The 25,901-nt window shown below is 59.5% G+C and carries 20 protein-coding genes; 4 read left to right on the forward strand and 16 right to left on the reverse strand.

What is annotated here, in order from left to right:
- Window positions 1-15 precede the first annotated feature (15 nt).
- From dusA to AKL25_RS11975, 10 genes are all read right to left on the reverse strand, one after another.
- Window positions 16-1,023, reverse strand: a complete 1,008-nt coding sequence (dusA, locus tag AKL25_RS11930; RefSeq protein ID WP_050477886.1) for a tRNA dihydrouridine(20/20a) synthase DusA — start codon at window positions 1,021-1,023, stop codon at window positions 16-18.
- A 603-nt stretch (window positions 1,024-1,626) separates the two neighbouring features.
- Window positions 1,627-3,462, reverse strand: coding sequence for a translational GTPase TypA (typA, locus tag AKL25_RS11935; RefSeq protein WP_050477887.1), 1,836 nt, complete (start codon window positions 3,460-3,462; stop codon window positions 1,627-1,629).
- Window positions 3,463-3,609: 147 nt separating this feature from the next.
- The gene (gene truB / locus AKL25_RS11940; RefSeq protein ID WP_050477888.1) at window positions 3,610-4,563 is read right to left on the reverse strand and encodes a tRNA pseudouridine(55) synthase TruB; all 954 of its coding nucleotides are present in this window, start codon (window positions 4,561-4,563) and stop codon (window positions 3,610-3,612) included.
- An 81-nt stretch (window positions 4,564-4,644) separates the two neighbouring features.
- Window positions 4,645-5,034: a 30S ribosome-binding factor RbfA gene (gene rbfA, locus AKL25_RS11945; RefSeq protein WP_007876149.1), complete on the reverse strand. Its 390-nt coding sequence runs from the start codon at window positions 5,032-5,034 to the stop codon at window positions 4,645-4,647.
- A gap of 125 nt (window positions 5,035-5,159) precedes the next feature.
- The gene (gene infB / locus AKL25_RS11950) at window positions 5,160-8,033 is read right to left on the reverse strand and encodes a translation initiation factor IF-2 (protein ID WP_050477889.1); all 2,874 of its coding nucleotides are present in this window, start codon (window positions 8,031-8,033) and stop codon (window positions 5,160-5,162) included.
- A gap of 50 nt (window positions 8,034-8,083) precedes the next feature.
- Window positions 8,084-9,646: a transcription termination factor NusA gene (gene nusA / locus AKL25_RS11955; RefSeq protein WP_050477890.1), complete on the reverse strand. Its 1,563-nt coding sequence runs from the start codon at window positions 9,644-9,646 to the stop codon at window positions 8,084-8,086.
- Complete coding sequence (rimP, locus tag AKL25_RS11960; RefSeq protein WP_050477891.1) at window positions 9,643-10,131, reverse strand: ribosome maturation factor RimP; 489 nt, start codon at window positions 10,129-10,131, stop codon at window positions 9,643-9,645. The genes nusA and rimP overlap by 4 nt, the downstream gene beginning before the upstream one ends.
- A 252-nt stretch (window positions 10,132-10,383) precedes the next feature.
- Window positions 10,384-12,360, reverse strand: a complete 1,977-nt coding sequence (gene rluB / locus AKL25_RS11965; protein ID WP_050477892.1) for a 23S rRNA pseudouridine(2605) synthase RluB — start codon at window positions 12,358-12,360, stop codon at window positions 10,384-10,386.
- Entirely contained in the window at window positions 12,347-13,330 is a 984-nt protein-coding gene (gene scpB / locus AKL25_RS11970; RefSeq protein ID WP_050477893.1) for an SMC-Scp complex subunit ScpB, read from the reverse strand. The genes rluB and scpB overlap by 14 nt, the downstream gene beginning before the upstream one ends.
- A gap of 437 nt (window positions 13,331-13,767) precedes the next feature.
- Window positions 13,768-15,903, reverse strand: coding sequence for a putative bifunctional diguanylate cyclase/phosphodiesterase (locus AKL25_RS11975; protein ID WP_050477894.1), 2,136 nt, complete (start codon window positions 15,901-15,903; stop codon window positions 13,768-13,770).
- A gap of 349 nt (window positions 15,904-16,252) precedes the next feature.
- On the opposite strand from AKL25_RS11975, the gene AKL25_RS11980 reads away from it, so the two are divergent.
- Complete coding sequence (locus AKL25_RS11980) at window positions 16,253-17,863, forward strand: FMN-binding glutamate synthase family protein (RefSeq protein ID WP_050477895.1); 1,611 nt, start codon at window positions 16,253-16,255, stop codon at window positions 17,861-17,863.
- A gap of 124 nt (window positions 17,864-17,987) precedes the next feature.
- Here AKL25_RS11980 and AKL25_RS11985 read toward each other — a convergent pair whose 3' ends face one another.
- The 6 genes from AKL25_RS11985 to ugpQ form a co-directional block, all read right to left on the reverse strand.
- Window positions 17,988-18,221, reverse strand: a complete 234-nt coding sequence (locus AKL25_RS11985; RefSeq protein ID WP_050477896.1) for a sulfurtransferase TusA family protein — start codon at window positions 18,219-18,221, stop codon at window positions 17,988-17,990.
- Window positions 18,222-18,316: 95 nt separating this feature from the next.
- Window positions 18,317-18,868 carry an NUDIX domain-containing protein gene (locus AKL25_RS11990; RefSeq protein ID WP_050477897.1) on the reverse strand — a complete coding sequence of 184 codons (552 nt, stop codon included), beginning with the start codon at window positions 18,866-18,868 and terminating at the stop codon, window positions 18,317-18,319.
- A 5-nt stretch (window positions 18,869-18,873) separates the two neighbouring features.
- Window positions 18,874-21,498, reverse strand: coding sequence for an alanine--tRNA ligase (gene alaS, locus AKL25_RS11995; protein WP_050477898.1), 2,625 nt, complete (start codon window positions 21,496-21,498; stop codon window positions 18,874-18,876).
- A gap of 278 nt (window positions 21,499-21,776) precedes the next feature.
- Complete coding sequence (locus AKL25_RS12000; protein WP_050477899.1) at window positions 21,777-22,001, reverse strand: hypothetical protein; 225 nt, start codon at window positions 21,999-22,001, stop codon at window positions 21,777-21,779.
- 174 nt (window positions 22,002-22,175) lie between these two features.
- Window positions 22,176-22,703, reverse strand: coding sequence for a hypothetical protein (locus tag AKL25_RS12005; protein WP_050477900.1), 528 nt, complete (start codon window positions 22,701-22,703; stop codon window positions 22,176-22,178).
- Window positions 22,704-22,762: 59 nt separating this feature from the next.
- Window positions 22,763-23,524, reverse strand: coding sequence for a glycerophosphodiester phosphodiesterase (gene ugpQ / locus AKL25_RS12010; protein WP_050477901.1), 762 nt, complete (start codon window positions 23,522-23,524; stop codon window positions 22,763-22,765).
- A gap of 159 nt (window positions 23,525-23,683) precedes the next feature.
- Here ugpQ and AKL25_RS12015 point away from each other — a divergent pair, with 159 nt between their 5' ends.
- Genes AKL25_RS12015 through AKL25_RS12025 form a run of 3 tightly spaced genes read left to right on the forward strand, consistent with a single transcriptional unit; the run spans window position 23,684 to window position 25,896 of the window.
- Complete coding sequence (locus tag AKL25_RS12015) at window positions 23,684-23,965, forward strand: 2TM domain-containing protein (RefSeq protein ID WP_050477902.1); 282 nt, start codon at window positions 23,684-23,686, stop codon at window positions 23,963-23,965.
- On the forward strand, window positions 23,962-25,056 hold the full coding sequence (locus AKL25_RS12020) for a sensor histidine kinase (protein WP_050477903.1): 1,095 nt from the start codon (window positions 23,962-23,964) through the stop codon (window positions 25,054-25,056). Before AKL25_RS12015 ends, AKL25_RS12020 begins: the two co-directional genes overlap by 4 nt.
- A 15-nt stretch (window positions 25,057-25,071) precedes the next feature.
- Window positions 25,072-25,896, forward strand: coding sequence for a LytR/AlgR family response regulator transcription factor (locus AKL25_RS12025; protein ID WP_050477904.1), 825 nt, complete (start codon window positions 25,072-25,074; stop codon window positions 25,894-25,896).
- Window positions 25,897-25,901 lie beyond the last annotated feature (5 nt).

Here is a 25,901-nt window from a genome sequence, read left to right on the forward strand (position 1 = left end):
AGGCCGGCCGCTCCGTTATTCCAGCGTGACCAGTTGCGTATGCGACAACGCTTCCATCAGCAGGGCCGGATCGCCCAGCGCCAGACGCTTGGAATCGGACAAGGTCTGGCGGAACGCACGCGCGCCGGGCATGCCGGCCATCAGGCCGAGCATGTGCCGCGTGATGCTGTTGAGGCGCAGGCCTTTGCCGCCGTCGCCATGCAATTCCAGCTGGCTGCGCGCATACGCCATCATCGCCTCGATCACTTCGCTGCGGCTGGCCTGCATGCCGCCGTCGAGCCCGGCGTAATAGCGCGCATCGAAACCGGCCATGAGGAAAGGGTTGTGATACGCCTCCCGTCCCAGCATGACGCCGTCCACGTGCCTCAGATGCTCATCGATCTCGGCCACGGTCTTGATGCCGCCGTTGATCAGGATTTCCAGTTCGGGGAAATCGCGCTTCAGGCGGTAAGCGTAGTCGTACTTGAGCGGCGGGATTTCGCGGTTTTCCTTTGGGCTCAGGCCTTTCAGGATCGCGTTGCGAGCGTGAACGATGAAGGTCTTGCTGCCGGCCTCAGCGATCTTGCCGACGAAGTCGCGCACGAAGTCGTAGGATTCGACGTCATCGATGCCGATACGATGCTTCACGGTAACGTCGATGGACACGGCGTCGCGCATGGCCTTCACGCAATCGGCGACCAGCGTCGGCTCGGCCATCAGGCAGGCGCCGAAAGCGCCCTTCTGCACGCGCTCGGAAGGGCAGCCGCAGTTGAGGTTGATCTCGTCGTAACCCCATTGTTCGCCCAGCTTGGCACTCTTGGCCAGATCGGCAGGCTCGCTGCCGCCGAGTTGCAGGGCGACGGGATGTTCTTCTTCATTGAAATTGAGATGACGCCCGACGTCGCCGTACAACAGCGCCCCGGTCGTGACCATTTCGGTGTACAGCCAGGTATGGCGCGTGATCTGGCGATGGAAGACGCGGCAGTGCCGGTCGGTCCAGTCCATCATGGGCGCGACGCTGAGTGTTCTTGGTCCGTAAGACATGCACTTTTCCTAATGAGATCCCAACGTTATGCCGGGAAGCTACACACCATAGTCATTATCGAACTTGCTTGCAGGCTGTAGTGAAAGGTCAGCAAGCGAGTTACAAATAGAAAGCCCGCAACGCTTGCACGTTGCGGGCTGGTGTCCCCTCTATCCTCTTGAGAGATAGGATTTTTATACTGCGGGGGTGATTCTGCACCACAAACCAGCATTAGTCATTTCGCATCGCACAATTTCGGTGCTCAGATAAAAATCCGGCCAAAACTGTAGGGAAATGACATCATTTTTCTACAACGACAATTCGAGAATGGTGGCGTAATGGTGGCATAAGCGCCTGCCTGCAAGAGATCGCCGTAAAAATACCGAGGCAAAAAAAAACCCGCTCACCTTGCGGTTGCGGGCTTAAATCCAATTCTTTAGGAGGAAATTGGAGGAGACAGGTGTAACTATATGGCACTGCATCATAACTGTCTGCTTTATTCTGCTGATATCAGATATTCACAAATCCAATACCAGCACGTCGCAAACTAACCAGACGCTCCTGCCTCCGCCTTTCCAGCCTGAACCGCAGCGAACTGCGTCCAGACTGCCGCACCGCTGGTATTACGCGTCGCGGGATGCCTTCTTGCGCTCGTGCTCCTTCAGGAAACGCTTGCGCAGGCGAATGCTCTTAGGCGTCACTTCAACCAGTTCGTCGTCGTCGATGAATTCAACAGCGTATTCCAGCGACATTTCGATAGGCGGCACCAGGCGCACGGCTTCGTCGGTACCCGACGAGCGGACGTTGGTCAATTGCTTGCCCTTGATCGGGTTCACGACCAGATCGTTGTCGCGCGAGTGGATGCCGATGATCATACCTTCGTAGACCGGATCGTTGTGGCTGACGAACATGCGGCCGCGGTCTTGCAGTTTCCAGATCGCGTAAGCAACGGCAGCGCCGTCGTCTTGCGAAATCAGCACGCCGTTGCGACGGCCGCCGAGTTCGCCCTTGCTGTTGTCCACCGGCGCGTAGTCGTCGAACACGTGGCTCATCAGGCCGGTACCGCGCGTCAGGGTCATGAATTCGCCCTGGAAGCCGATCAGGCCGCGCGCCGGAATGCGGTATTCCAGACGAACGCGACCCTTGCCGTCCGGTTCCATGTTTTGCAGATCGCCGCGACGGCGACCCAGTTCTTCCATGACGCCGCCCTGGCTGGTTTCTTCGACGTCGACGGTCAGGTTTTCATACGGCTCGTGGCGCACGCCATCGACCATCTTGAACACCACGCGCGGACGCGACACGGCCAGCTCGTAGCCTTCGCGACGCATGTTTTCGATCAGGATGGTCAGATGCAATTCGCCGCGACCCGACACTTCATAGGTCGAGTCGTCGTTTTCTGCCTGCACCACGCGCAGCGCCATGTTGGACTTCAGTTCGCGGTCTAGACGGTCGCGAATCTGACGTGTGGTCACGAATTTGCCTTCGCGGCCGGCCAGCGGCGAGCTGTTGACCATGAAGTTCATGGTCAGGGTCGGTTCGTCGATCTTCAACATCGGCAGGCCATCCGGCGTATCCGGTGCGCAGATGGTGGAACCGATGCTGATTTCTTCGATACCGTTGATCAGGACGATGTCGCCGGCCAGCGCTTCTTCAACCTGCACGCGCTCCAGACCGCGGAAAGTCAGCACCTGGTTGATACGCGCCTTGGTCGGCTTGTCGTCGGGACCGTTCATCCAGACCACGTCTTGCAAGCCGCGAACGCGACCGCGCAGGATACGGCCGACACCGATCTTGCCGACGTAGGACGAGTATTCCAGCGATGTGATTTGCAGTTGCAACGGACCGTCCGGGTCATCTTCACGCGCAGGAACGTGTTCCAGGATCGCGTCGAACAGCGGCTCCATGTTGCCGTCGCGGACGGTGTCTTCCAGACCGGCATAACCCTTGAAACCCGATGCGTAGACGATAGGGAAATCCAGTTGCTCGTCGGTCGCGCCGAGCTTGTCGAACAGTTCGAACGTGGCGTTGACAGCCTTTTGCGGATCGGCGTTTTCGCGGTCGATCTTGTTGACCACGACGATAGGCTTCAGGCCCAGCGCCAGCGCCTTGCGCGTCACGAAACGCGTTTGCGGCATCGGACCTTCTTGCGCATCAACCAGCAACAGCACGCTGTCGACCATCGACAGCACGCGCTCCACTTCGCCGCCGAAGTCGGCGTGGCCCGGGGTATCGACGATGTTGATGTGCGTGCCCTTGTATTCCACGGCGCAGTTCTTCGACAGAATGGTGATGCCGCGTTCTTTTTCGATGTCGTTCGAATCCATCACGCGGGCGTCAACCTGCTGGTTCTCGCGGAAAGTACCGGACTGACGCAGCAGTTGGTCGACGAGGGTGGTTTTGCCATGGTCAACGTGGGCGATGATGGCGATGTTGCGAATAGCGCGTTTATTGTTTGACATGATTGAGTTAGTTTGGTCTGCCGAATCCTGAGAGGCGCGCATTATAACATGTTGCGACGCACGAACTTAAAAAGCCTAATAATTTCAAAGAGTTGCTGTACTTTCATTCCAACTGGCGAGTACCGCAATTACTGCTGCTGCGAGCCACTAGTTCGACAAAGTCGAAATCAGCCTTTCCGGCGCCAATATGCCGAATTCCTGCATTAAACCGGTGCCCAGAAGGCGCCCGTTACTTTCCTGATAAACCCTTGCCCGGCCTGATTCTGCCGGCAATGCAATGCCTTCCTTGCCGAGCGCCAGACGCTGACCGTGCAGGAAACGCTCGCTCAGCACATCCGTCAGCATCACCGCCGGAAATGTCGTCAGCAAGCCGTCCACCGGCAGCAAGGCTTGCGTGCGCTGCCCGTCTTCCAGCGCGATGAACCGGTCGAGCGTCACGCTGCCCTCCAGCGTCAACGCACCAACGCCGGTGCGCCGCAACTGATTCAGATGGGCGCCGCAACCGAGCAGCGCGCCGATGTCTTCACCCAGCACGCGGATATAGGTGCCCTTGCTGCACAGCACGCGAATGCGCAAGAACGGCGCTTCGTAGCCCAGCAGTTCCAGCTGATGAATCGTCACCTTGCGCGCTTCGCGTTCCAGCGTGATGCCGGCGCGCGCATATTCGTACAAGGGCTTGCCGTCGCGCTTGAGCGCGGAATGCATAGGCGGCACTTGCGAAATCTCGCCGCGAAACTGCTGCAATGCCGATTCGATTTGTTCGAGACTGACATCAACAGGCTTGGTGCTCAGCACTTCGCCTTCGGTGTCGCCGGTATTGGTGACAATGCCCAGATGGACCAGGGCCTCGTACGTCTTGTCCGCTTCCAGCAAATCCTGCGAAAACTTGGTCGCCTCGCCGAAGCACAGCGGCAGCAAGCCGGTCGCAAACGGATCGAGCGTACCGGTGTGTCCGGCCTTGAGCGCGTTCAGCAAGCGCTTGGCCTTGATCAATGCGTCGTTGCTCGACCAGCCCACCGGCTTGTCCAGCAGCAGCACGCCGTGTACGGGTACGCGCGGAATCCTGGGAGGGCGAGGTTGCGAAGGCGATGAATGCGCCATGGGTGTTAAATCCGGAGAAATCGTCAATCGATGCGGCGACGGCGCGCTTCAGACGTACAGCGTCAGGCCGTCGTGGAAAACTCAGTTTTCGTCGGCATCCTTGGCACGCGTGGCATTGGCCTCGTCGATCAGACGCGACATTTCAATGCCGCGCACGGTCGAGTTATCGTGCACAAAATGTAAATCGGGCAGCGTATGGATGGTCAGACGACGGCCCAACTGGCCGCGCAGGAAACCCGACGCTTTCGACAAGCCGGTCAGCGTATCCTGGATCGCCTGCTTGTCGTCCTTCAGCGTCGTGAAGAAAATCTTGGCATGCGCATAGTCCGGCGTCACTTGCACTTCTGTGATCGTGACCATCCCCACACGCGGGTCTTTCAACTCGAATGCGATGATTTCCGACAGATCGCGCTGAATCTGATCGGCGACGCGCAGACCGCGCCCTGGAATGGATTTGCTGTGTTTTGCCATGCTGGGATACTGACCTCGGCCGCCTCGCCCAAGCGGGACGGCATAAAAATTCTGTGATGCTACTGAATGAAACAAGGCGGGTGTTTGCTGCGCAGACACCCGCCCTTGCTACGACTGTGAATGAATTACAAAGTACGTGCGACTTCCTGTACTTCGAAAATCTCCAGTTGATCGCCTTCCTGGATATCGTTGTAGTTCTTCAACGACAGACCGCACTCGAAGCCGGATTTGACTTCCTTGACGTCGTCCTTGAAGCGCTTGAGTGAATCCAGCTCGCCGGTCCACAGCACCACGTTGTTGCGCAACAGGCGCACCGAGGAACCGCGCTTGACCAGACCTTCGAGCACGTAGCAACCGGCGATCGAACCGACCTTGCTGACCACGAACACCTGGCGAATCTCGACCAGACCCAGGGCCTGTTCGCGCTTCTCCGGCGCCAGCATGCCCGACATCGCGGCCTTCACTTCGTCCACCGCATCGTAAATGATGTTGTAGTAGCGAATGTCGACGCCGTTGGCTTCGGCCAGCTTGCGGGCGGAGGCATCGGCACGGGTGTTGAAGCCGATGATGACCGCCTTCGACGCCACCGCGAGGTTGACGTCGTTTTCGGAAATGCCGCCGACCGCTGCATGCACCACCTGCACACGCACTTCGGCGTTGGACAATTTTTGCAGCGATTGCACCAGCGCTTCTTGCGAACCTTGCACGTCGGTCTTGATGATCATCGGCAGGTTCTTGACCTCGCCTTCGGCCATCTGTTCGAACATGTTTTCCAGCTTCGCAGCCTGCTGCTTGGCCAGCTTGACGTCGCGGAACTTGCCTTGGCGGAACAGACCGATTTCGCGCGCCTTGCGCTCATCGGTCATGACCAGCACTTCTTCACCCGCGCTCGGCACTTCAGTCAAGCCCTGGATTTCAACAGGAATCGACGGACCGGCTTCGGTAATGCTCTTGCCGCTTTCGTCCAGCATCGCACGGACACGGCCGTAGGCCGAACCGGCCAGCACGACGTCGCCGCGACGCAGAGTACCGGACTGCACCAGAATCGTTGCCACCGGACCGCGACCCTTGTCGAGCTTGGCTTCGATGACCAGGCCCTTGGCCGGGACGTCGATGGCGGCTTTCAATTCCAGCACTTCGGCTTGCAGCAGAACGTTTTCCAGCAGGGAGTCGATGCCTTCGCCGGTCTTGGCAGACACGGAGATGAACGGCGACTCGCCGCCGTATTCTTCCGGCACGACGCCTTCAGCGACCAGTTCCTGCTTGACGCGATCCAGATTGGCGCCCTGCTTGTCGATCTTGTTGATCGCCACGACCAGCGGCACGCCGCCGGCCTTCGCGTGAGCGATCGCTTCCTTGGTTTGCGGCATCACGCCGTCGTCGGCCGCCACCACCAGAATAACGATGTCGGTGGCCTTGGCGCCGCGGGCACGCATGGCGGTAAACGCTTCGTGGCCCGGGGTGTCGAGGAAGGTGATCATGCCGCGCGGTGTTTCCACGTGGTATGCGCCGATATGCTGAGTAATGCCGCCGGCTTCGCCGGATGCAACCTTGGCGCGGCGGATGTAATCCAGCAGCGAGGTTTTACCGTGATCGACGTGACCCATGACTGTCACGACCGGTGCACGTGGCAACAGTTCGGCGTCAGGATGTTCAGCGCCTTCTTCCAGCAATGCTTCAGGATCGTCCAGCTTGGCAGGATGAGCGCGATGGCCCATTTCTTCCACCACGATCATGGCGGTTTCCTGATCCAGCACCTGGTTGATGGTGACCATCTGGCCCAGCTTCATCAGATGCTTGATGACTTCGGAAGCCTTGACCGACATCTTGTGCGCGATTTCAGCGACAGTGATGGTTTCCGGAACGTGCACGTCCTTGATGACCGCTTCAGTCGGCGCCTGGAAATTGCTTTCGTGATCGTCGTGATGCGAATTGCGGCGGCCCTTCGGACCTGCGCGCCAGCCGTCACGGCCACCAGTGCCGGTGTTGCCGCGTGTTTTCATGCCGGTGCCGCGCTTCTTGGCAGCATCATCTTGCCAGGTCGACGAAACGTTGGCCGACTTGATCGACTTCTTGTCGACAGCGACCGGTGCTTTCTTGTCGTCCTTCTTCTCGCCAGGCTTCTTGTCAGCCGGCTTGTGCAAGGTGCCTTCGGATGTCTTGGTCGCTACAGGCGCCGGTGCCGGCTCAGGAGCCTTCACCACGCGGCGCGGCGCATTCATCATGGCCTTGATCTGTGCGACTTCGTCTTCCACGGCCTTGCGGGCACGCTCGGCTGCAGCAGCCCGATCCGTTGCTTCCTTGGTGACCTGAGCAGCCTTTTTCTTGGCTTCTTCAGCAGCAGCACGCTTCTTTTCTTCGGCAGCGGCATCTTCAGCCGCTTTGGCCGGCGCCACAGCGCCAGCAGTCGCCTTGGCTTTTTCAGCCGCTTCGGCAGCGGCCTGCCTGGCCTCTTCTTCAGCAGCTTGCTTGGCTTCGCGTTCGGCCTTTTGCGCCTCCAGCTCTGCAGCCTTGGCTTGCGCGAGCTTTTCCGCTTCGAGTTGCGCCAGACGCTCTTGCTTTTCACGCAGATCGGCTTCCTGACGAGCAATCAGCTCGGCGTGGAGACGCACCTCTTCAGCACGGCGCTCAATCTCAGCCGGATCCGATGTCGGCGCGGCGACCGGCGCCGCAGCCGCTTCTTCCGCAGCAGGCTCGTCGCGCTTGATGAAGGTGCGCTTCTTGCGCACTTCCACTTGAATCGTGCGCGACTTGCCGGTGGAATCGGCTTGCTTGATTTCGGTCGTTTCTTTACGGGTCAGCGTAATTTTTTTCTTTTCGCCTTCCGGAGCTGCTCCGCGTACGCGACGCAGATGCTCCAGGAGACGGTCCTTGTCTTCTTTTGACAAAGGATCGGACTCGGAGCTTTTTTCAACTCCGGCAGATCGCAGCTGGGTCAGTAGCAAATCCGCCGGCATTTTCAGCTCGGTGGCAAATTGGGCTACGTTGTTACTTGCCATTCAGTCCTCTTTTCTATGTGGCTCGGCAGATGATGTGGGTACGCGAAAGCTTATTGCTTAGCTTCCACGGTGGCCCATGCTTTGGCTTGCAATGCCTTGGCACGCTCGTCGTATTTAGCATCGATGAGCTTCATTTCATCGTCGGTCACATCTTCAAATTCATTTTCAATCAGTTGGCGCGCACGTTCGGCCGACAACGCCAGGATGGCGCCGAATTCGTCGTACGCCAATGCAGCGAAGGCAGGCACGGTCTTGACGCCGGCCAGGCCGAGCTTGCCGGCGACCACGCGATCCATTCCTTCGAAATTGATCAGCGCTTCGTCCATGCCTTCCAGGCCTTCTTCGGAAGCAATCGCTTCGGTCACCAGTGCATCGCGTGCGCGGTTGCGCAGTTCGTTGACGGTGTCTTCGTCGAAGGACTCGATCTCGAGCATTTCGTTGATCGGCACGTAAGCGATTTCTTCCAGGCTGGCGAAACCTTCTTCCACCAGGATGTCGGCGACTTCCTGGTCGACGTCCAGTTTTTCCATGAACAGGATGCGAATCGCTGCAGTTTCCTGCGCCGACTTATCGGCCGATTCTTCCGCTGTCATGATGTTGATCTGCCAGTTGGTCAGTTCAGCTGCCAGACGCACGTTCTGGCCGCCGCGACCGATGGCGATCGCCAGGTTTTCTTCGTCGACGACGACATCCATGGCGTGCTTTTCTTCATCCACGACGATCGAGGAAACGTTGGCCGGAGCCAATGCGCCGATCACGAATTGCGCCGGGTCTTCCGACCACAGCACGATGTCGACGCGCTCGCCGCCCAACTCGCCGGTCACAGCCTGCACGCGCGAACCGCGCATGCCGACGCAGGTGCCGATAGGGTCGATGCGCTTGTCGCTGGTGAAGACGGCGATCTTGGCGCGCACGCCGGGGTCGCGTGCCGCCGACTTGATTTCCAGTGAGCCTTGTTCGATTTCCGGGACTTCCAGTTCGAACAGCTTCATGATGAATTCAGGAGCCGTACGCGACAGGATCACTTGCGGGCCGCGTGCGTTGCGGTCGATACGCAGGATGTAAGCGCGGACACGGTCGCCGATACGCAGGTTTTCTTTCGGAATCGTCTGGTCGCGCGGCAGGCGGGCTTCGATCTTGCCGGACTCGACGATGGCGTCGCCGCGTTCCATGCGCTTGATCGTGCCGGTCACCAGCGAATCGCCGCGTTCCAGGAAGTCAGCCAGTATCTGTTCGCGCTCGGCGTCGCGGATGCGTTGCAGGACCACTTGCTTGGTGTCTTGCGCAAAGCGACGGCCGAACTCGACCGATTCAATCGGCTCTTCGATGTATTCATCGACGGCGATATCGGGAATCTGCTCTTTGGCTTCGAAGTGCAACACTTCCTGGTCAGGCAGTTGCAGACCGGCTTCGTCAGGCACCACGTGCCAGCGACGGAACGATTCAAATTCGCCGCTTTCGCGGTCGATCGACACACGGATGTCGACTTCGCCTTCGTAGCGCTTCTTGGTAGCTTGCGCGAGCGCATGCTCCAGTGCTCCGAAGACCACATCTTTATCGACGTTCTTTTCGCGCGCCAGCGCATCGACCAATAACAAAACTTCGCGACTCATGCTTTGCGACTCCTAAAATCCACTTTCGGCACCAGGCGTGCCTTATCCACATCGGCGAGTGTGAAATCCAACACCGCTGCCGACCCATCGTTTGCTTCAAATTCCAGTTTTAAGTTCTCACCTTCAGGGGCGCGCAAGATGCCTTGAAACGACTTGCGATTGGCTGCGCTCGCCATCGGCACGCGCAGCTTGATGATGGCCTCCTGATCGGCGAAACGCACATAGTCGCTCAGCTTCTTGAGCGGACGATCCAGTCCCGGCGACGACACTTCCAGTCGCTCGTAATCGACATTCTCGACCGTAAAGACGTGCAGCAACTGATGTGTGACCTTCTCGCAATCCTCGACTGTGATCGGGCCCTTGTCGGCATCTTCGAACGGGAAGTCGATAAACACACGCACCAGTCCGCGCGCCGCCTTCTCGAGGTCGACCAGTTCGTAGCCCATCCCCGACAGGGTGGTTTCAATCAAATCCAGCAATTGCAAGGAAATCTCTCCGCGCTTCTTTTCGTTTGACGCAGTCACGTCAATTTGTTCAGCAAAAAAAAAATGGGCATCTGCCCATCGTTCTTATCGTTTATTCAACTGCAAGCCGTTTCACGATGCATTATTTGCCGTGAATTACCCCGTTAACTTGCGCATTATAACCGATTACGGTATGTCCGGCAATTCAAGATTGCCGGACATACCCCAGACAGCCCGATATTTCATGAAAGAAATTCCCGAGCAATCAAAGACTTACCCGCGTCGACGACGCGGCAGGCCGCCTGCGCCCATGCCCTGACCAGCCATGCCGCCGCTGCGTTGCGGACGATTGTGGCGACGCTGGCCCGCATCCGGGAAGCCCAGTGCAGTCTGCAAAGGATCCGGCTGGCGAGGCTTGTTCTGTTGCGGACGACCGCCCTGACCCTGGCCTTGCCCCTGGCGCGGGCCCTGACCTTGACCCTGCCACGGTTCGCGGCGCGGACCTTTCTGCAGCATCGGGTTGGCGTTGGCGTTGCTGCGCGGCTGGCCGTTACTGTTGCCAGTATTGCCATTCGCATTGCCGTTGCCGCGTCCCTTGCCGTTGCCCGCCGGAGCATCGCCGCCGACCTTTTCCATACCGCAGGCCGCCAGCATGCCGCGCACGGCGTTTTCTTCCAGTTCTTCCCAACGACCGCGCTTGAGGCCTTGCGGCAACATCATCATGCCGTAGCGGGTGCGGATCAGACGCGAAACGGTCAGGCCGATGGCTTCAAACATGCGGCGCACTTCGCGATTGCGGCCTTCGCCGATCGTCACGCGGTACCACTTGTTGACGCCTTCGCCGCCGCCGTCGGCGATCTTGGAGAATTGCGCCATGCCGTCGTCCAGCTCGACGCCGTGCAACAGCTTCTGACGCATGCCCTGCTCCAGCTCGCCCAGCGTACGCACGGCGTATTCACGCTCGATGTTGTAACGCGGATGCATCAGACGGTTGGCCAGATCGCCGGAAGTCGTAAACAGCAACAGACCTTCGGTATTGAAGTCGAGACGGCCAACTGCCAGCCACTTCGCCGCCTTCATGTTCGGCAGACGATCGAAGACCGATGGACGGCCTTCCGGATCGTTGTGGCTGACGATTTCGCCAGCCGGCTTGTGATAGACCAGCACGCGCGGCGGCTTCTTGCTGACTTTGCGTTGCAGCAACTTGCCGTTGATGCGTACCTGGTCGGTCGGCAGAATGCGCTGACCGATATGCGCTGGCTCGCCGTTGACCGACACGCGGCCGGCAACGATCAGCTCTTCCATGTCGCGGCGCGAACCGAGACCGGAGTCGGCCAGTACTTTATGCAGCTTGGGCGCATCGTCCTCGGACGTCAGGTCGCGGCGACCGTTCTTGCCGCGCAGCTGATGTCCGTTGCGCGCGCCGCCCTTGGCGCCGTCTTCCTTGTCGTAAGCATCCGAGGTGACGAACGAGAAAATATCATCGCCGGCGTCATGCGAACGCAAACCCAGTTGCGGCGCCTTTGGCTTGCCGCCCTTGGCGAAAGGCTTCTTGCCCTTTTGCTGGCGATTGCGATCCTGCCCTTGGCCATCGCGACGCGATTCGGCCATCGCCTGATCGGCGACCGGAACCGGCGCATTGGCGTCGCCGGAACCGTGAACTGCAGCCACATCGGCATCAGCCTGGTTGGTCGGAGCAGCTTCACTGCTTTCCGCGGCGCGCTGTGCAGCACGGTTGTTACGCAAGGCGCGCGGACCGCGCACGCCGCGGCGGGCCGGCTTGGCGCGCGCGTTGTCGGTTGGAGCATCCAGCAAAACGGGAGCCGCAGTCACTTCTTCGCCGATGGTGACAATGACCTTCGGCGCTTCCGGCGCAGCGGCAGGCGCAACAGGAGCAGAAGCAACAACAGGCGACGGCGCGGATTCCGGCGCAGCATCGGCGGCCGGCTTCTTGGCCCGGGTGGCGCGTTTCTTCGGCGCAACGGCTTCGCCTGCAGGTGCAGCATCAGGCGCAGCAACGGCGGCCGGCGCTGCGACATCTGCCACAGCTTTCTCGGCAACAGCCTTTTTCGTTACCGTCTTTTTGACGGCGGCCTTTTTGACCGGCGCAGCTTCGGCAACCGGCTCTTCAGCCGCTACCTTTTTGGTTCGCTTGCGCGCAGCCGGCTTGGCGGCAGCGGTATCGGCGTTGTCGGCGGCAGCACCAAAAAGGTCTACCTGCTTCTCATCGTTGGAACTAGATGGTTTCATTATTTGAATCGTGGTTATTCAGACCGGGCGCGGCGTCACTTGCGTGGCCGGAGGCAGGGTCCTTGGTGTGAATTTCTTCAGCAGAAGCAGGGCTTTCGGCCTGCACTTCTTCGTAGTTGGCAACGCTTGGTGCAATCGCATCCACGTCGTTCTCGATGTCTTCCCCGGGAATTTCTTCCGTATTCGTTTCCATGCTGACGGCAGCGACATCCTTCGCCTCGCCCCCAACTTCGCCGTCGATTGTTGCTATGTCGCTTTCGACGCCGGCAAGTTCAACAGATTCCGCATGTTCAGCACTTTGTTCAGCCTGCCCGGCGTCAACAGCGGCATCGTCCTCAGCGGCTGCAACAGCCTCGCCGTCGGCGATCAGGCTGGCCTGCATCCCGGCTTCCAGCGCCTGCAGCTCAAGCAATGCGCCCGGATCGACGACGCCCTCCTTGGTGACGGTGCGCAGCGGCGGCAACTGATCCAGCGAAGTCAGGCCGAGGTCGTCCAGAAAACGCTTGGTCGTGGCAAACAGGGCCGGGCGTCCCGGTACGTCGCGGTGGCCGATGGCTTCAATCCAGCCGCGGTCTTCCAGCAAACGCACGGTTTGCGAACTCACCGTGACGCCGCGAATCTCTTCGATGTCGCCGCGGGTGACCGGCTGGCGATACGCGATGATGGCAAGTGTTTCCAGGGTTGCACGGGTGTACTTCGGCGGCTTTTCCGGATTCAGGCGGTCCAGATAGACCTTCATCTCGGCCCGACTCTGGAAGCGCCAGCCTGTCGACAAACTGACAACTTCAACACCTTTGTCAATCCAGTCTTCACGCAGTTCTTCCAGCATCTGCCGGATGGCATCCGACGTCATTTCGCTTTCGACATCCTCACCGGATACATAAAGCTTCTTCAAATCGTTGATTGATAATGGCTCGTGAGCACATAGCAATGCTGTTTCGAGGACTTTCTTGGCCTCAATAGTATTCATGTACGACTCTTGTGCGACTGTTTAACAAAAGTTTAGGGGCTCGACCAAAACGAAGCGAAGCCTGGCTGCACGGGTTGAGTTTCATCGCAGCGCCAACGGTGCTGTCAGGCTCTTGAACCTGAAATACTGCTTTGATGCTGTTGGTGCTGCTTCCCGGCGCTCGTTTATAGGAGGTTGAAGATGAGCGGGAAAATAAGGCTTGGTTGCGAACACAGAATCTTGAGTTCCCAGATTCTCGCACCATTTCAACTTTTGACCTTGCCAGCGGCGCCGAGCTGAGTTTTCGGGTGGCCGGAAGCAAAATGCAAAATATACTGCGCGGAGTTTAGCACAAAGCCCCGGGCCGATGTCGCTTCGTTGCGGGTGTCATACATTATTTACACGCTGTCGCCTGCCGGATACACCAGCGGGCATTCCGCCGCCGGCAGCCCGCCGCATCACGGCGTGAACTTCTTTTCCAGCTCCAGGCGGCGCGTAAAATCTTCCACCGGCATGGGCTTGCCAAGCAGATAACCCTGCACCTCATCGCAGCCGTTTTCCAGCAGGAAGTTGTATTGCTCCTGATCTTCGACGCCCTCGGCGATGACGCGCAGATTGAGGATATGGCCGAGCGAAATCACGGCCTTGACGATCGCGGCGCTGTCCGTATCGCGTGCAATATCGCGCACAAAGGACTTGTCGATTTTCAGCGCATCCACCGGGAAACGGCGCAGATAGCTCAGACTGGAATAACCGGTGCCGAAGTCGTCCACCGACACCTGCAAGCCCAGCCGCTTGAGCGCATTCAGGGTGGCGACGGTTTTTTCGGCGTCGCGCATGACAACGTTTTCGGTGATCTCCAACTCCAGCCACGCTGCCGCGAGACCGCTTTCCACCAAGACCTGGCGCACGAATTCGGGCAGGTTCTGATCGAGTTGCCGCGGCGACAGATTGACCGCCACCGGAATCGGCGCGAATCCAGCGTCTTGCCACAGCTTGTTTTGCGCGCAGGCCGTGCGCAACACCCATTCGCCGATAGGCACGATCAGGCCGGCCTCTTCCGCGAAGGGAATGAAACTGTCCGGCGGCACCAGGCCCTGGTCCGGCGTAATCCAGCGGATCAGCGCCTCGGCGCCGATGATGCGCCCGCTGGCCAGGCTGATCTTGGGCTGGTAATACAGTTTGAATTCGTCGCGATCCAGCGCGCGCCGCAGACTGACCAGCATCTCCAGCCGGTTGCTGACCTGCGCATCCATCCAGCCGGCAAAATACTGGAAGTTGTTGCGTCCCAACTCCTTGGCCTTGTACATGGCCGAATCGGCGTTCTTGAGCAAGGTTTCAACGTCGCGGCCGTCGGTCGGGCAGCGGCTCACGCCGATGCTGCAGGTCACGTGGAACTCGCGATCGCCGACCACCCATGGCCGCGCCACGGCGGTCAGGATACGCTGCAGGACTTCGGTGATATTGCTTTCGTCCGGCTGGTTCTGCAGCACCAGCACGAACTCGTCGCCGCCCTGCCGCGCCACCATGTCGGTTTCACGCACGCAGGACACCAAGCGCTGCGCCACGGTCTTGAGCAACTCGTCGCCGACCTGATGTCCCAGGCTGTCGTTGATGAACTTGAACTGGTCGAGGTCGACGAACACCACCGCCGTCAGCGAACCTTTCTGCCGGGAATTCTGCACCGCGCGCTGCAGGTGATTGTGCAGCATCGTGCGGTTGGGCAAGCCGGTCAGCGCATCGTGCGTGGCCTGGTGGCGGATTTCCGCCTCATACAATTTGCGCTCGGTGATGGCTTCGACCGTGCCTTCATAAAACATCAGCGTGCCGGCGTCATCATGCACGGCGCGGGCGTTCTCCGAAATCCAGATGATTTCGCCATCGCGGCGATATACGCGCGATTCAAAATTCGACACCGAATCGAACTGCTCCATCATCTTCATGAATTCGGTGCGGCGCTCCGGCTCGACATACAGTTGATGCTTGATGTCGCGCAGGCTGACGATAAGGTCTTCCGGCGACTTGTAGCCATAGATGCGCGCCAGCGCGGGATTCACCGCGATATAGCCGCCGTCCGGCGTGGACTGGAAAACGCCTTCGATGGCGTTTTCGAAGATGCTGCGATAGCGTCGCTCCGCCTCCAGCAAAGCCTGGTCGGCCTCCTTGCGCGCCGTTACGTCCTGCACATAGCCTTCGAGCGCATCGAGCGCGCCGGCCGCGTTGTAGATCCCGACGCCGCGTTCCCACACCCAGCGCACCTCGCCGTCGGCGCGAACGATGCGGTATTCCATTTCAAAACGCTTCCTGGCGAGCAGGCAAGCTTGTATGGTCTGCCGCACCGTGTCGCGATCTTCGGGATGGGTGATGCGGTCGTAGGAAATCCGGTGATTAAAAAGCAAGTCCTGCGGTTGATAGCCGGTCAGCTCAAGACAGCCTTCGCTGACAAATTCCATCGTCCATTCTGCATCGTCGCGGCAGCGATAGACCATGCCGTCCAGGTTCGCCAGCAGCGTCTCCAGCAAACGCGGCGGTCTGGCGATGGAGGTAATTGCAGCGGCATGGTCCGGCGGAATCGAGGAAGCGACAATCTTCATATAGATGGGTTTACGCAATCAATGCCCGGAGGCAATAAAAAGGAAATGCAGAAGGAGAGAAACGGACTACATGACGCCTAGGTAGTGGTGCGTGCTTTTTTGCTGACAACTAGCAATAACAATGCCACTCGACGATTTGGGGGCTGTGGGACAGGCTCGTGCGCGAATGTATCCGCACAGCAATGCAATCTTCATTCCACCCGCCCGGTGCGACGCCGTCCCGCACCGCAACAGTGCAAAACCGAATCGACCGGAATTGAAATAAACACCACTCTTTTCGCCCTATAGACGAGCAACGGCGGCAGTAGAATCCCAACACCGCCTGAGAAACAACAAAAAGGATGCTGGTATGTGGGCAACTCGTTATCTGGTTTTATGGTTTGTGGTCTTTCTGACGCTGGCGCTGAGCATTCTCGCGTCGGGACATATGGTGAGCTGGTGGTGGACCGTCGTACCGCTGGTGTTGAGCGTCATCGGCGTGCGCGACATCGTCCAGCGCCGCCATGCCGTGCTGCGCAACTATCCGCTGATGGGGCATTTCCGTTTCATGTTCGAATCGATACGCCCGGAAATCCGCCAATACTTTTTTGAAGGCGAGAACGACGGCGCGCCCTTCACGCGCAAGAAACGCAGCGTGGTCTACCAACGCGCCAAAGCCGACGTCGACAGCCGCCCTTTCGGCACCGAGCTGGATGTCAAACTCGCCGGCTACGAATGGATAGGCCATTCGCTGTCGCCGACCAAGATTGCCAGCCACGACTTCCGCGTCGTTGTCGGCGAAGGCCTTGCACAACCGTATTCGATGTCAGTCTTCAACGTCTCGGCGATGAGCTTCGGCTCGCTGTCGGCCAACGCCATCCGCGCGCTCAATCAGGGCGCCAAAAAAGGCAATTTTGCGCATGACACCGGCGAGGGATCGATCTCCGCTTATCACCGCGAATTCGGCGGCGATCTGGTGTGGCAAATCGCCTCGGGCTATTTCGGTTGCCGCCATCCGGACGGCAGTTTCGACGAAGAAAAATTCGCCGCGCAAGCCAACGCGCCGCAAGTGAAGATGATAGAAGTGAAGCTGTCGCAAGGCGCCAAACCGGGCCACGGTGGCGTGCTGCCGGCGGCCAAGATCACGCCGGAGATTTCCGCCACGCGCGGCATCCCGATGGGCATCGATTGCATTTCGCCGGCGGTGCATTCCTCGTTCTCGACGCCGATCGGCTTGCTGCAATTCATCGACAAGCTGCGCACGCTGTCGGGCGGCAAACCCACCGGCATCAAGCTCTGCGTCGGCCATCCGTGGGAATTCTTCGGCATCGCCAAGGCCATGCTGGAAACCAACATCGTGCCGGACTTCATCACCGTCGACGGCTCAGAAGGCGGCACCGGCGCCGCGCCGCTGGAATTCGTCGACCACGTCGGCATGCCGCTGCAGGAAGGTTTGCTGATGGTGCACAACACGCTGGTCGGCATCGGCATGCGCGATCGCGTCAAGATCGGCGCCAGCGGCAAGATCATCACCGCCTTCGACGTTGCCCGTACACTGGCCATCGGCGCCGACTGGTGCAACTCGGCGCGCGGCTTCATGTTTGCGCTGGGCTGCATCCAATCGCAAAGCTGCCACACCGACCGTTGCCCGACCGGCGTGGCGACCCAGAACGCGACGCGCGCCCGCGCGCTGGTGGTGCCGGACAAGGCGGAGCGCGTGCATCGCTTCCATCAAAGCACGCTGCATGCGCTGCAGGAACTGGTGCAGGCCGCCGGCTTGCCCCATACCTCGGCGCTGCGCGCCTTCCACATCGTCCATCGCATCAACGATCACGAAATCCAGCTGCTGTCGGAGATGCTGAAATATCTGGAGCCGGGCGACCTGATCACCGGCAATTACCGTTACCAGGTCTACGAAAAGTACTGGCCGATCGCACGTGCCGAGAGTTTCCATCCGGAGATCGGCAGCCGCTTTCACTGAAACGCAAGTACACGCCTTTGCACCAATAAAAAACGCCCGCATCAGCGGGCGTTTTTTTGTATCTTGATCCGGCGACTGCATGACATGCAGCATAGCCGGGAACACTTTCTCGACAATGCGTAAATTATTTACGCTTCATGAAGAAAATGAATTCCTGATTCTCTTGCGATTGCGACAGCAAGTCGTTGCCTGTCTGCTTGGCGAAAGCCTGGAAGTCGCGCACCGAACCGGTGTCCGTGGCTGTCACGCGCAATATCTGTCCGCTCGACATATCGGCCAAAGCCTTCTTGGTCTTCAGTATCGGCAGCGGGCAATTCAGACCCCGCGCATCCAGCTCTCTGTGAAATTCAATAACCATACTGTGAATCTAAAATTCCTAGTGATCGTTCGAGAATTCTACTCCAACATGAACCTTGTTGGTGCGTCGCAACATACTCTGTTGTATTTCGCGCACTAAGCTTGTGCAGGAGAAACTAGCGGCGTCGATGAACCGGCAAATTCGACGAACTGCACCGGCAAATCGTGACGCCGCATCCAGTCCGCCACCGCGTATCCCGTTCCTGCCGGCCAGGGCCGCAAGTCCGGCGGCGCCACCAGGCGGTACTCCAGCAATTCCGGAGACAGCCTGATCTCTCCCGTCGCCTTGACGTGATACGCAATGATCAATTCATTCTTGCGCATGAACTCGTAAACGCCGATCAGGGTAATCTGGTTGGCATCGAGATTGGTTTCTTCTTTGATTTCTCGCGCGATGCCTTGCTCCGGCGTTTCGTCCCGTTCCATGAAGCCGGTAATCAGTGCAAACCGGCCTTCCGCCCACGCCGCATTGCGTGCGAGCAACATCTTACCGTCGATTTCGACCAGGCCCGCCAGCACCGGCAAAGGGTTGTCCCAATGCGTCCAGTGGCCTTCGGGGCAGGCAAGCCGCAGCTTGCCCGCCTCTTGTTCGTCGGCGCGCATCACCAGCGATGCGGCGCAGACGGGACAGAACTTGAAGTCGCTCACGACGCTTATGCCTTGCTGCCGACCCAGGCCGCGACGCCTTCCAGCGCCTTCGGCAAACCGCTCGGATCGGTGCCGCCGGCTTGCGCCATGTCCGGACGTCCGCCGCCCTTGCCGCCGACTTGCTGCGCGACAAAGTTGACCAGCTCGCCCGCCTTGACCTTGGAGGTTGCATCGGCGGTCACGCCGGCGATCAGGCTGACCTTGCCGTCCTTGACCGAAGCCAGCACGATGGCGGCGGTCTTCAGCTTGTCTTTCAGCTTGTCCATGGTTTCGCGCAGCGCGGTAACGTCGGCGCCTTCCAGCGTGGCGGCCAGTACCTTGATGCCGTTGACGTCGACAGCCTGCGTCAGCAACTCATCGCCTTGATTGGCTGCGAGTTTGGACTTCAACGCCGACAATTCCTTTTCCAGCGACTTGACGTGATCTTGCACCTGAGCAATGCGCTGAATCAATTCTTCCGGCTGCGCCTTCAATGCCGCGGCAGCCTCGTTGACGCGGTTGCTGAGCGATTGCACCAACGCCAGCGCGTTTTCGCCTGTCACCGCTTCGACGCGGCGAATGCCCGCGGCAACGCCGCCTTCGGCCACGATCTTGAACAGGCCGATATCGCCGGTGCGCGACACGTGCGTACCGCCGCACAGTTCACGCGAAGAACCGATAGACAGCACGCGCACTTCGTCGCCGTACTTCTCACCGAACAAAGCCATCGCACCTGCCCCGACGGCGTCGTCAAAGCCCATCAGTTTTGCTTCCGTCGCAGCGTTGGCGAGGATTTCGCGATTGACGATTTCTTCGACGCGGCGAATCTCTTCCGCAGTCACCGGTGCATTGTGGCTGAAGTCGAAACGCGTCTTGTCGGCGTCAACCAGCGAACCCTTTTGCGCCACGTGGCTGCCCAGCACTTCACGCAATGCTTTGTGCATCAGGTGAGTCGCCGAGTGGTTGCGCATGGTTTGCGCGCGTTGCTCGGCATCAACCTTGGCTTCCACGGCGTCGCCCACCGACAGCGAGCCCTTGATCAGGTTGCCGTGATGGCCGAATACTTCCGGCTGGATTTTTTGCGTGTCGGCGACGGCAAACAGCGCGCCCGACGATTCCAGTGCGCCGGCGTCACCCGCCTGGCCGCCGGATTCAGCATAGAACGGCGTCGTGTCGAGCACGACGATGGCGTCCTGCCCGGACTCGATCTTGGTGACGGCGCTGCCGTCGACGTACAGGGCAACCACCTTGGATTGCTGCGCCAGCGCGTCGTAACCGACGAACCTGGTCTTGTCGCCGCTGTATTCGATACCGGCAGCCATCTTGAACTTGCCGGCGGCACGTGCCGTCGATTTCTGGCGTTCCATGGCGGTGGTGAAACCGGCTTCGTCCAGCTCGACATTGCGCTCGCGGCAAATGTCGGCGGTCAGGTCCAGCGGGAAGCCGTAGGTGTCGTACAGCGTAAAGGCAGTTTCGCCGTCGAGCTTGGTGGCGTTCTTTGCCAGCGCCGCTTCGAGGATCTTCATACCGTGTTCCAGCGTTTCGCCGAAACGTTCTTCTTCCTGTTTCAGGACTTGCTCGACACGCGACGCGGCTTCCGGCAGTTCCGGATAGGCGGCGCCCATTTCGGCGACCAGGTCCTTGACCAGCTTGTAGAAGAACGGCTGGGTCTGGCCCAGCTTGTGGCCGTGGCGCAGCGCGCGGCGGATGATACGGCGCAGCACATAGCCGCGGCCTTCATTGCCGGGGATCACGCCGTCGACGATCAGGAAGGACGTCGCGCGGATGTGATCGGCGATGACCTTCAGGGAATTGTTTTCCAGATCGGCGACATTGGTTTCGCGTGCAGCGGCCTTGATCAGGCGCTGGAACAGGTCGATCTCGTAGTTGCTGTGCACGTGCTGCAGGATCGCAGCCAGGCGCTCCAGGCCCATGCCGGTATCGACGCAAGGCGCCGGCAGCGGCGTCAGTGTGTACTCACCGGTTTTCGGGTCGATCTGGCGGTCGAACTGCATGAACACGTTGTTCCAGATTTCGATGTAGCGGTCGCCGTCCTGCTCAGGGCTGCCCGGAGGACCGCCCCAGACGTCGGGACCGTGGTCGTAGAAGATTTCCGAGCAAGGGCCGCACGGGCCGGTGTCGGCCATCTGCCAGAAGTTGTCGGAGGCGTAAGGCGCGCCCTTGTTGTCGCCGATGCGCACGATGCGCTCTTTCGGCAGGCCGATGACCTTGTGCCAGATATCGTAGGCTTCGTCGTCGGTTTCATAGACGGTCGCCCACAGCTTTTCAGCCGGCAGGCCGTAGACCTTGGTCAACAGCTCCCAGGCCCAGACCAGCGAGTCGTGCTTGAAATAGTCGCCGAAGGACCAGTTGCCCAGCATTTCGAAGAAAGTGTGGTGACGCGCGGTGTAGCCGACGTTTTCCAGGTCGTTGTGCTTGCCGCCGGCGCGCAGGCAGCGCTGCACGGAGGTGGCGCGCACGTAGTTGCGCTTGTCGGTGCCGAGGAACACGTCCTTGAACTGCACCATGCCGGAATTGGTAAATAACAAGGTCGGGTCGTTGCCCGGCACCAGGCTGGACGATCGGACGACGGTATGTCCCTTGGATTCAAAGAATTTCAAAAACTTGTCGCGGATTTCGGCTGAGTTCATGTTCGAGGACTGTAAAGAAAACGGTGCAAAAAAGATGTTGCAGGAAAAGCGCTTGCGAACCCGTGATTATACGTGATAAGCCCTATCACAATCATGGTCTGCAGCGCGCCTGCGGCATGTCTCCATGTGTAAACGCAAATACGGACGCAAAAAAACCCGTTCGGATTGCTCCAAACGGGTTAATGGTGATGTCAACCTGCAACCTGAATCAGACCGGCCTCATTGCCTTCCGACCTTGTCCCATCATGGCTTGCGTGGCTAAAACCCCCTCCGGTAAATCAGGCGCCTTGATACAGCTTGCTGTTCTTGTTCTTCTTGGCGTGTTTCTTGTGCTTTTTGTGCTTCTTGGCGTGTTTCTTGTGCTTGGCATGCGCCGGCTTTGCGGCCGGAGCGGGTGCGGTTGCTGCCGGAGCCCCCGGAGCTGCTGCAGGAGCGTTCTGAGCCAGAACAGGCATTGCGAAAGCTGCGACCAGGACTGCTGCCAGTAATTTATTCAGTTTCATCTTTTTCCTCTTAAGTTGGTTCTTACAAGTGCGCTGACGATTTGTTATCCAGAATTCGCCACGTCATTTCGGCGAATCCGTTCTGACATACGACCACCTGTGCGTGTTTAACGCTGTGCTTTCGATTCGCGTTGACACATTTTAAGCGCGGCACAGGCGACGTCTATTCAGGAATTACCTGATGTATTTCACTGCAGTTTTGCGGACTGGCTCCGGCTTCTTGGTGGCAGTCTTGTCTTTCTCGGACTTGCCCTTCTTCTTTGCCGGCTTGGCAGGTTTAGCCGGTTCGCCCGTCGTCGCATGATGCGACTGGGTTTTGGCCTTGCTTTTTGCGGCGTGCTGATCAGCCTTGCCGTGTTTGGCGTGCGGAGCGGTCAGATGCCTGACGGGCGCCTTGCCCGGCTTTTTGGCGCCCTTTGCAGCTTTTCCCGGCTTGGCGGCATGCGCCTTCTTTGCGGTCGATTTTGGTGCATTGGCAGACGCAGCGGCTGCCGGCACGGTCTTTGCCGCGGCACGGTCGTTACGCTCCTGCAGGATTTGGGCTTCGCGCACGGTCAGCTTGCCGGCTTTCAGATCGCGGACGATGGCGTCGTCGGTATATTTATGCTGGGTGTTTCCCTGCTGAGCGCTGGCGTTGCCGGTAATGGCAATGGTGATGGCGGCCACAGCCGCCAGCATGCTGAGCATGCTCTTGATTTTCATGATTACTGCTTCCCTCTATGTTTCGTCTTTTTGCTTATTTCGGTGTGTCGCGCTTCTTTTCATGCCGGACCGATCAGGTCGATGCGATCCGTGCAGAATCCATCCACGCCCCAGCCCAGAATTTCTTCCGCGCGCGCCGGGTCGTTGACGGTGTAGCAGAATAAACCATATCCAGCCTGTTTCACCGCCTGCGCCAGTTCCGGCGTCAAATTCTTGTGGCTGGTATGCAGCGCCACCGCGTCCAGCGCCTGCAAGCGTTGTTCCCAGTCGGCGGGAATCTTGTCGACCAGGAAGCCGCGCGGGATACCCGGCGCAGTCCGCCTGGCGGCCATCAGCGCATCGAAGGAGAACGAGGAAAACAGCGGCAAGCTGCGATCGTTCCGGCCCGGCACATGCGCCGCGATTTCATCGGCAAAAAAGCGCGCGACCGCCTCTCCCGCCACTTCGCCGGTACGCACCGCCTGGGCTTCGCCGGCCGGCTTGATTTCGATGTTCATCCAGATGCCGTTGCTGCGGCAAAACGCCAGCACCTGCGCCAGCGTGCAAACCGGCTCGCCGGCGTATTTCGGGCTGTGCCAGCTGCCGGCATCGAGCTTCTGCAACTCCTGCAGCGTGTGTTCCGCGATCTTGCCTTCGCCGGGCAAGGTACGGCCGAACACCGGGTCGTGCATCAGGATGGCTTGCTCGTCGCCGGTCAGCATGACGTCGAATTCGACCGCCCTGAAACCGTATTCCATACCGCAGCGAAACGCCGCCAGCGTGTTTTCCGGCGCGAGCGTTCCGCCGCCGCGGTGTGCTGCAACTTTGGGATAAGGCCACATGTTTTTCTCCATGCAAAAAATTGAGTGCCGCCATTCTATGCCGAGGCGCGCAGCTTGACAGCACTTCGTCCGCCAATTTCGACGCTTCGTCGCAAACTGCTGTCGTCGTCGACATCGGCAGCGGCATCATGTCGCTACACCCGCAACGAGGAAATCATCATGCCTGCATCCCCATTATCGTCCGACGCCGACCTGATCAGCGCCACCCGCCGCGTCGAGCGCAAACTCGGTTTCTTCGCCCATCTGGGCATCTATCTGCTGGTCAACGCCGGCCTGATCGCCCTGAATCTGCTGCAGACGCACAAGCCGTTCTGGGCGGCCGGGCCGTTACTGGGTTGGGGAATCGGGTTACTATTTCACGGCTTGAAAGTATTCATGCAGCTGCCTCCGGCATGGAAGCAAGGCATGATCGAACAGGAATTGAAAAATCACCGGCAATGACCACAAACGCAACAACCGTCGCTTCACGCTTACCTCTCATCGCACCGGAACTGCTACGCGGCCTGGTGCCGACCATGGTCATCAACCTGCTGTGCGCGGTGGTGGTCACCTATCTCATGCGCATCGGCGCCGGCTTTGTCGAGAACCTGGTGTTCTCGATGTGCATCGGCACCACCGCCATGCTGCTGATCGACTGCGGCCGCATTTTGTTATGGGGCAAGGATGAGCCGAACAAACCCGGCTTCTTCCTCATACTGCTGATCTTTGCGCCCTTGTCGTTTTTCATCGGCAACGTGATCGCCAGCGCACTGATCGGACGCCCGATCGAATTATTCACGCTGAGCCAGGCCAACAACACCATCGGCATCATCGTGCTGATCTTGCTGGTCTGCGTCGGCGCGACGCTGTTTTATTGGAATCGCGAAAAAATGGCCGCGCTGGAAGCCCGCAACGTCGTCATCGAAAAACAGGCCGTCCAGGCCCAGTTGCAAATGCTGCAGGCTCAGATCGAGCCGCACATGCTGTTCAACACACTGGCGACGCTGCAAACCCTCATTTCCACCGAACCCATCCGCGCCCAGCAAATGCTGGATCAGCTGATCCACTACCTGCGCGCCACCCTGTCGACCTCGCGCAGCACCCAGACTTCGCTCGGACAGGAGTTCGAACTGACCAAGGCCTACCTCGGCCTGATGTCGCTGCGCATGGGCTTGCGCCTGACCTACAGCCTGCAGCTGCCGGATCAGCTCCGGTCCACGCCGATTGCGCCGATGCTGCTGCAGCCGCTGGTCGAGAACGCGATTCGCCACGGCCTCGAACCCAAGGTGGAAGGTGGCGACTGCACCGTGCGCGTCACCATCCACGACGGCATGCTGATCGTGAGCGTGTTCGACACCGGCATGGGGCTCAGCACCACCACCAGCTACAACAAGCCGGAAAGCATACACCTGGGCCTGGAAAACATCCGCGCCCGCCTCGATGCGCTGTACGGCCCGCTGGCCGAGCTGACCCTGACGCACAATATCCCCGAAGGCACCGTGGCGCAGATTACGATTCCGCTGGCGGCGCTTGATCCCAACCCGACACGATAGAGGAAGACGCCGCGCATGACCGCCACACTTGCCGCCCGCGCCCTGATTGCCGAAGACGAAGCCCTGCTGGCTGCCGCCTTGTCAGCCGGCCTGCAGCGGCTGTGGCCGGAACTGGCGATCGTCGGCGTCGCCGCCAACGGCATCGAAGCAGTCGAGCAGGCGCTGGCAACGCTGCCGGATATCCTCTTCTTCGATATCAAGATGCCGGGAAACAGCGGACTGGAAGCCGCGCGTGAGCTGGCTGACGAATGGCCGGATCAGCGCCCGTTTCCGCTGCTGGTGTTCGTGACGGCTTATGACGATTACGCTGTACAGGCGTTCGAACAGGCCGCCATCGACTACGTGCTCAAACCCGCCAACGACGAGCGGCTGGCAAAAACCGTGGAACGCCTGCAGGCCCGGCTGGCGCAAAACAGCAGGAGCGGCAATCCCGACAGCAACATGGAACGCGTGCTGCAGCAGTTGCGCGGTATTTCAGCCAACCTCGCCCCCACCCTCGCGCCCGCAGCACAGGAACGACTGCGCACGATACGCGCCGCCGTCGGCAACCAGATCAAGCTGATTCCGATTGAAGAAGTGATTTATTTTGAAGCCACCGACAAGTATGTCAACGTCGTCACGGCCGACAGCGAATCCCTGATCCGCACCAGCCTCAAGGAACTGATTCCGCAGCTCGATCCGGATCAGTTCTGGCAGATCCATCGCGGCACCGTCGTCCGTATTGCGCAGGTGCAGTCGGCCCAGCGTGACGAAGCCGGAAAATGGTCGCTGCGGCTGCGCACGCGTCCGGAAACGCTCACCGTCAGCCGCCTGTTCGCCCATCTGTTCAGGCAAATGTAAGCGTC

Source organism: Herbaspirillum rhizosphaerae (assembly GCF_001189965.1).
Classification (GTDB): Bacteria; Pseudomonadota; Gammaproteobacteria; order Burkholderiales; family Burkholderiaceae_D; genus Herbaspirillum; species Herbaspirillum rhizosphaerae.

Coding starts and splice junctions, on each gene's coding strand:
- dusA (WP_050477886.1), bottom strand. CDS start 1,023: ATGTCTTACGGACCAAGAACACTCAGCGTCGCGCCCATGATGGACTGG.
- typA (WP_050477887.1), bottom strand. CDS start 3,462: ATGTCAAACAATAAACGCGCTATTCGCAACATCGCCATCATCGCCCAC.
- truB (WP_050477888.1), bottom strand. CDS start 4,563: ATGGCGCATTCATCGCCTTCGCAACCTCGCCCTCCCAGGATTCCGCGC.
- rbfA (WP_007876149.1), bottom strand. CDS start 5,034: ATGGCAAAACACAGCAAATCCATTCCAGGGCGCGGTCTGCGCGTCGCC.
- infB (WP_050477889.1), bottom strand. CDS start 8,033: ATGGCAAGTAACAACGTAGCCCAATTTGCCACCGAGCTGAAAATGCCG.
- nusA (WP_050477890.1), bottom strand. CDS start 9,646: ATGAGTCGCGAAGTTTTGTTATTGGTCGATGCGCTGGCGCGCGAAAAG.
- rluB (WP_050477892.1), bottom strand. CDS start 12,360: ATGAAACCATCTAGTTCCAACGATGAGAAGCAGGTAGACCTTTTTGGT.
- scpB (WP_050477893.1), bottom strand. CDS start 13,330: ATGAATACTATTGAGGCCAAGAAAGTCCTCGAAACAGCATTGCTATGT.
- AKL25_RS11975 (WP_050477894.1), bottom strand. CDS start 15,903: ATGAAGATTGTCGCTTCCTCGATTCCGCCGGACCATGCCGCTGCAATT.
- AKL25_RS11980 (WP_050477895.1), top strand. CDS start 16,253: ATGTGGGCAACTCGTTATCTGGTTTTATGGTTTGTGGTCTTTCTGACG.
- AKL25_RS11985 (WP_050477896.1), bottom strand. CDS start 18,221: ATGGTTATTGAATTTCACAGAGAGCTGGATGCGCGGGGTCTGAATTGC.
- alaS (WP_050477898.1), bottom strand. CDS start 21,498: ATGAACTCAGCCGAAATCCGCGACAAGTTTTTGAAATTCTTTGAATCC.
- AKL25_RS12000 (WP_050477899.1), bottom strand. CDS start 22,001: ATGAAACTGAATAAATTACTGGCAGCAGTCCTGGTCGCAGCTTTCGCA.
- AKL25_RS12005 (WP_050477900.1), bottom strand. CDS start 22,703: ATGAAAATCAAGAGCATGCTCAGCATGCTGGCGGCTGTGGCCGCCATC.
- ugpQ (WP_050477901.1), bottom strand. CDS start 23,524: ATGTGGCCTTATCCCAAAGTTGCAGCACACCGCGGCGGCGGAACGCTC.
- AKL25_RS12015 (WP_050477902.1), top strand. CDS start 23,684: ATGCCTGCATCCCCATTATCGTCCGACGCCGACCTGATCAGCGCCACC.
- AKL25_RS12020 (WP_050477903.1), top strand. CDS start 23,962: ATGACCACAAACGCAACAACCGTCGCTTCACGCTTACCTCTCATCGCA.
- AKL25_RS12025 (WP_050477904.1), top strand. CDS start 25,072: ATGACCGCCACACTTGCCGCCCGCGCCCTGATTGCCGAAGACGAAGCC.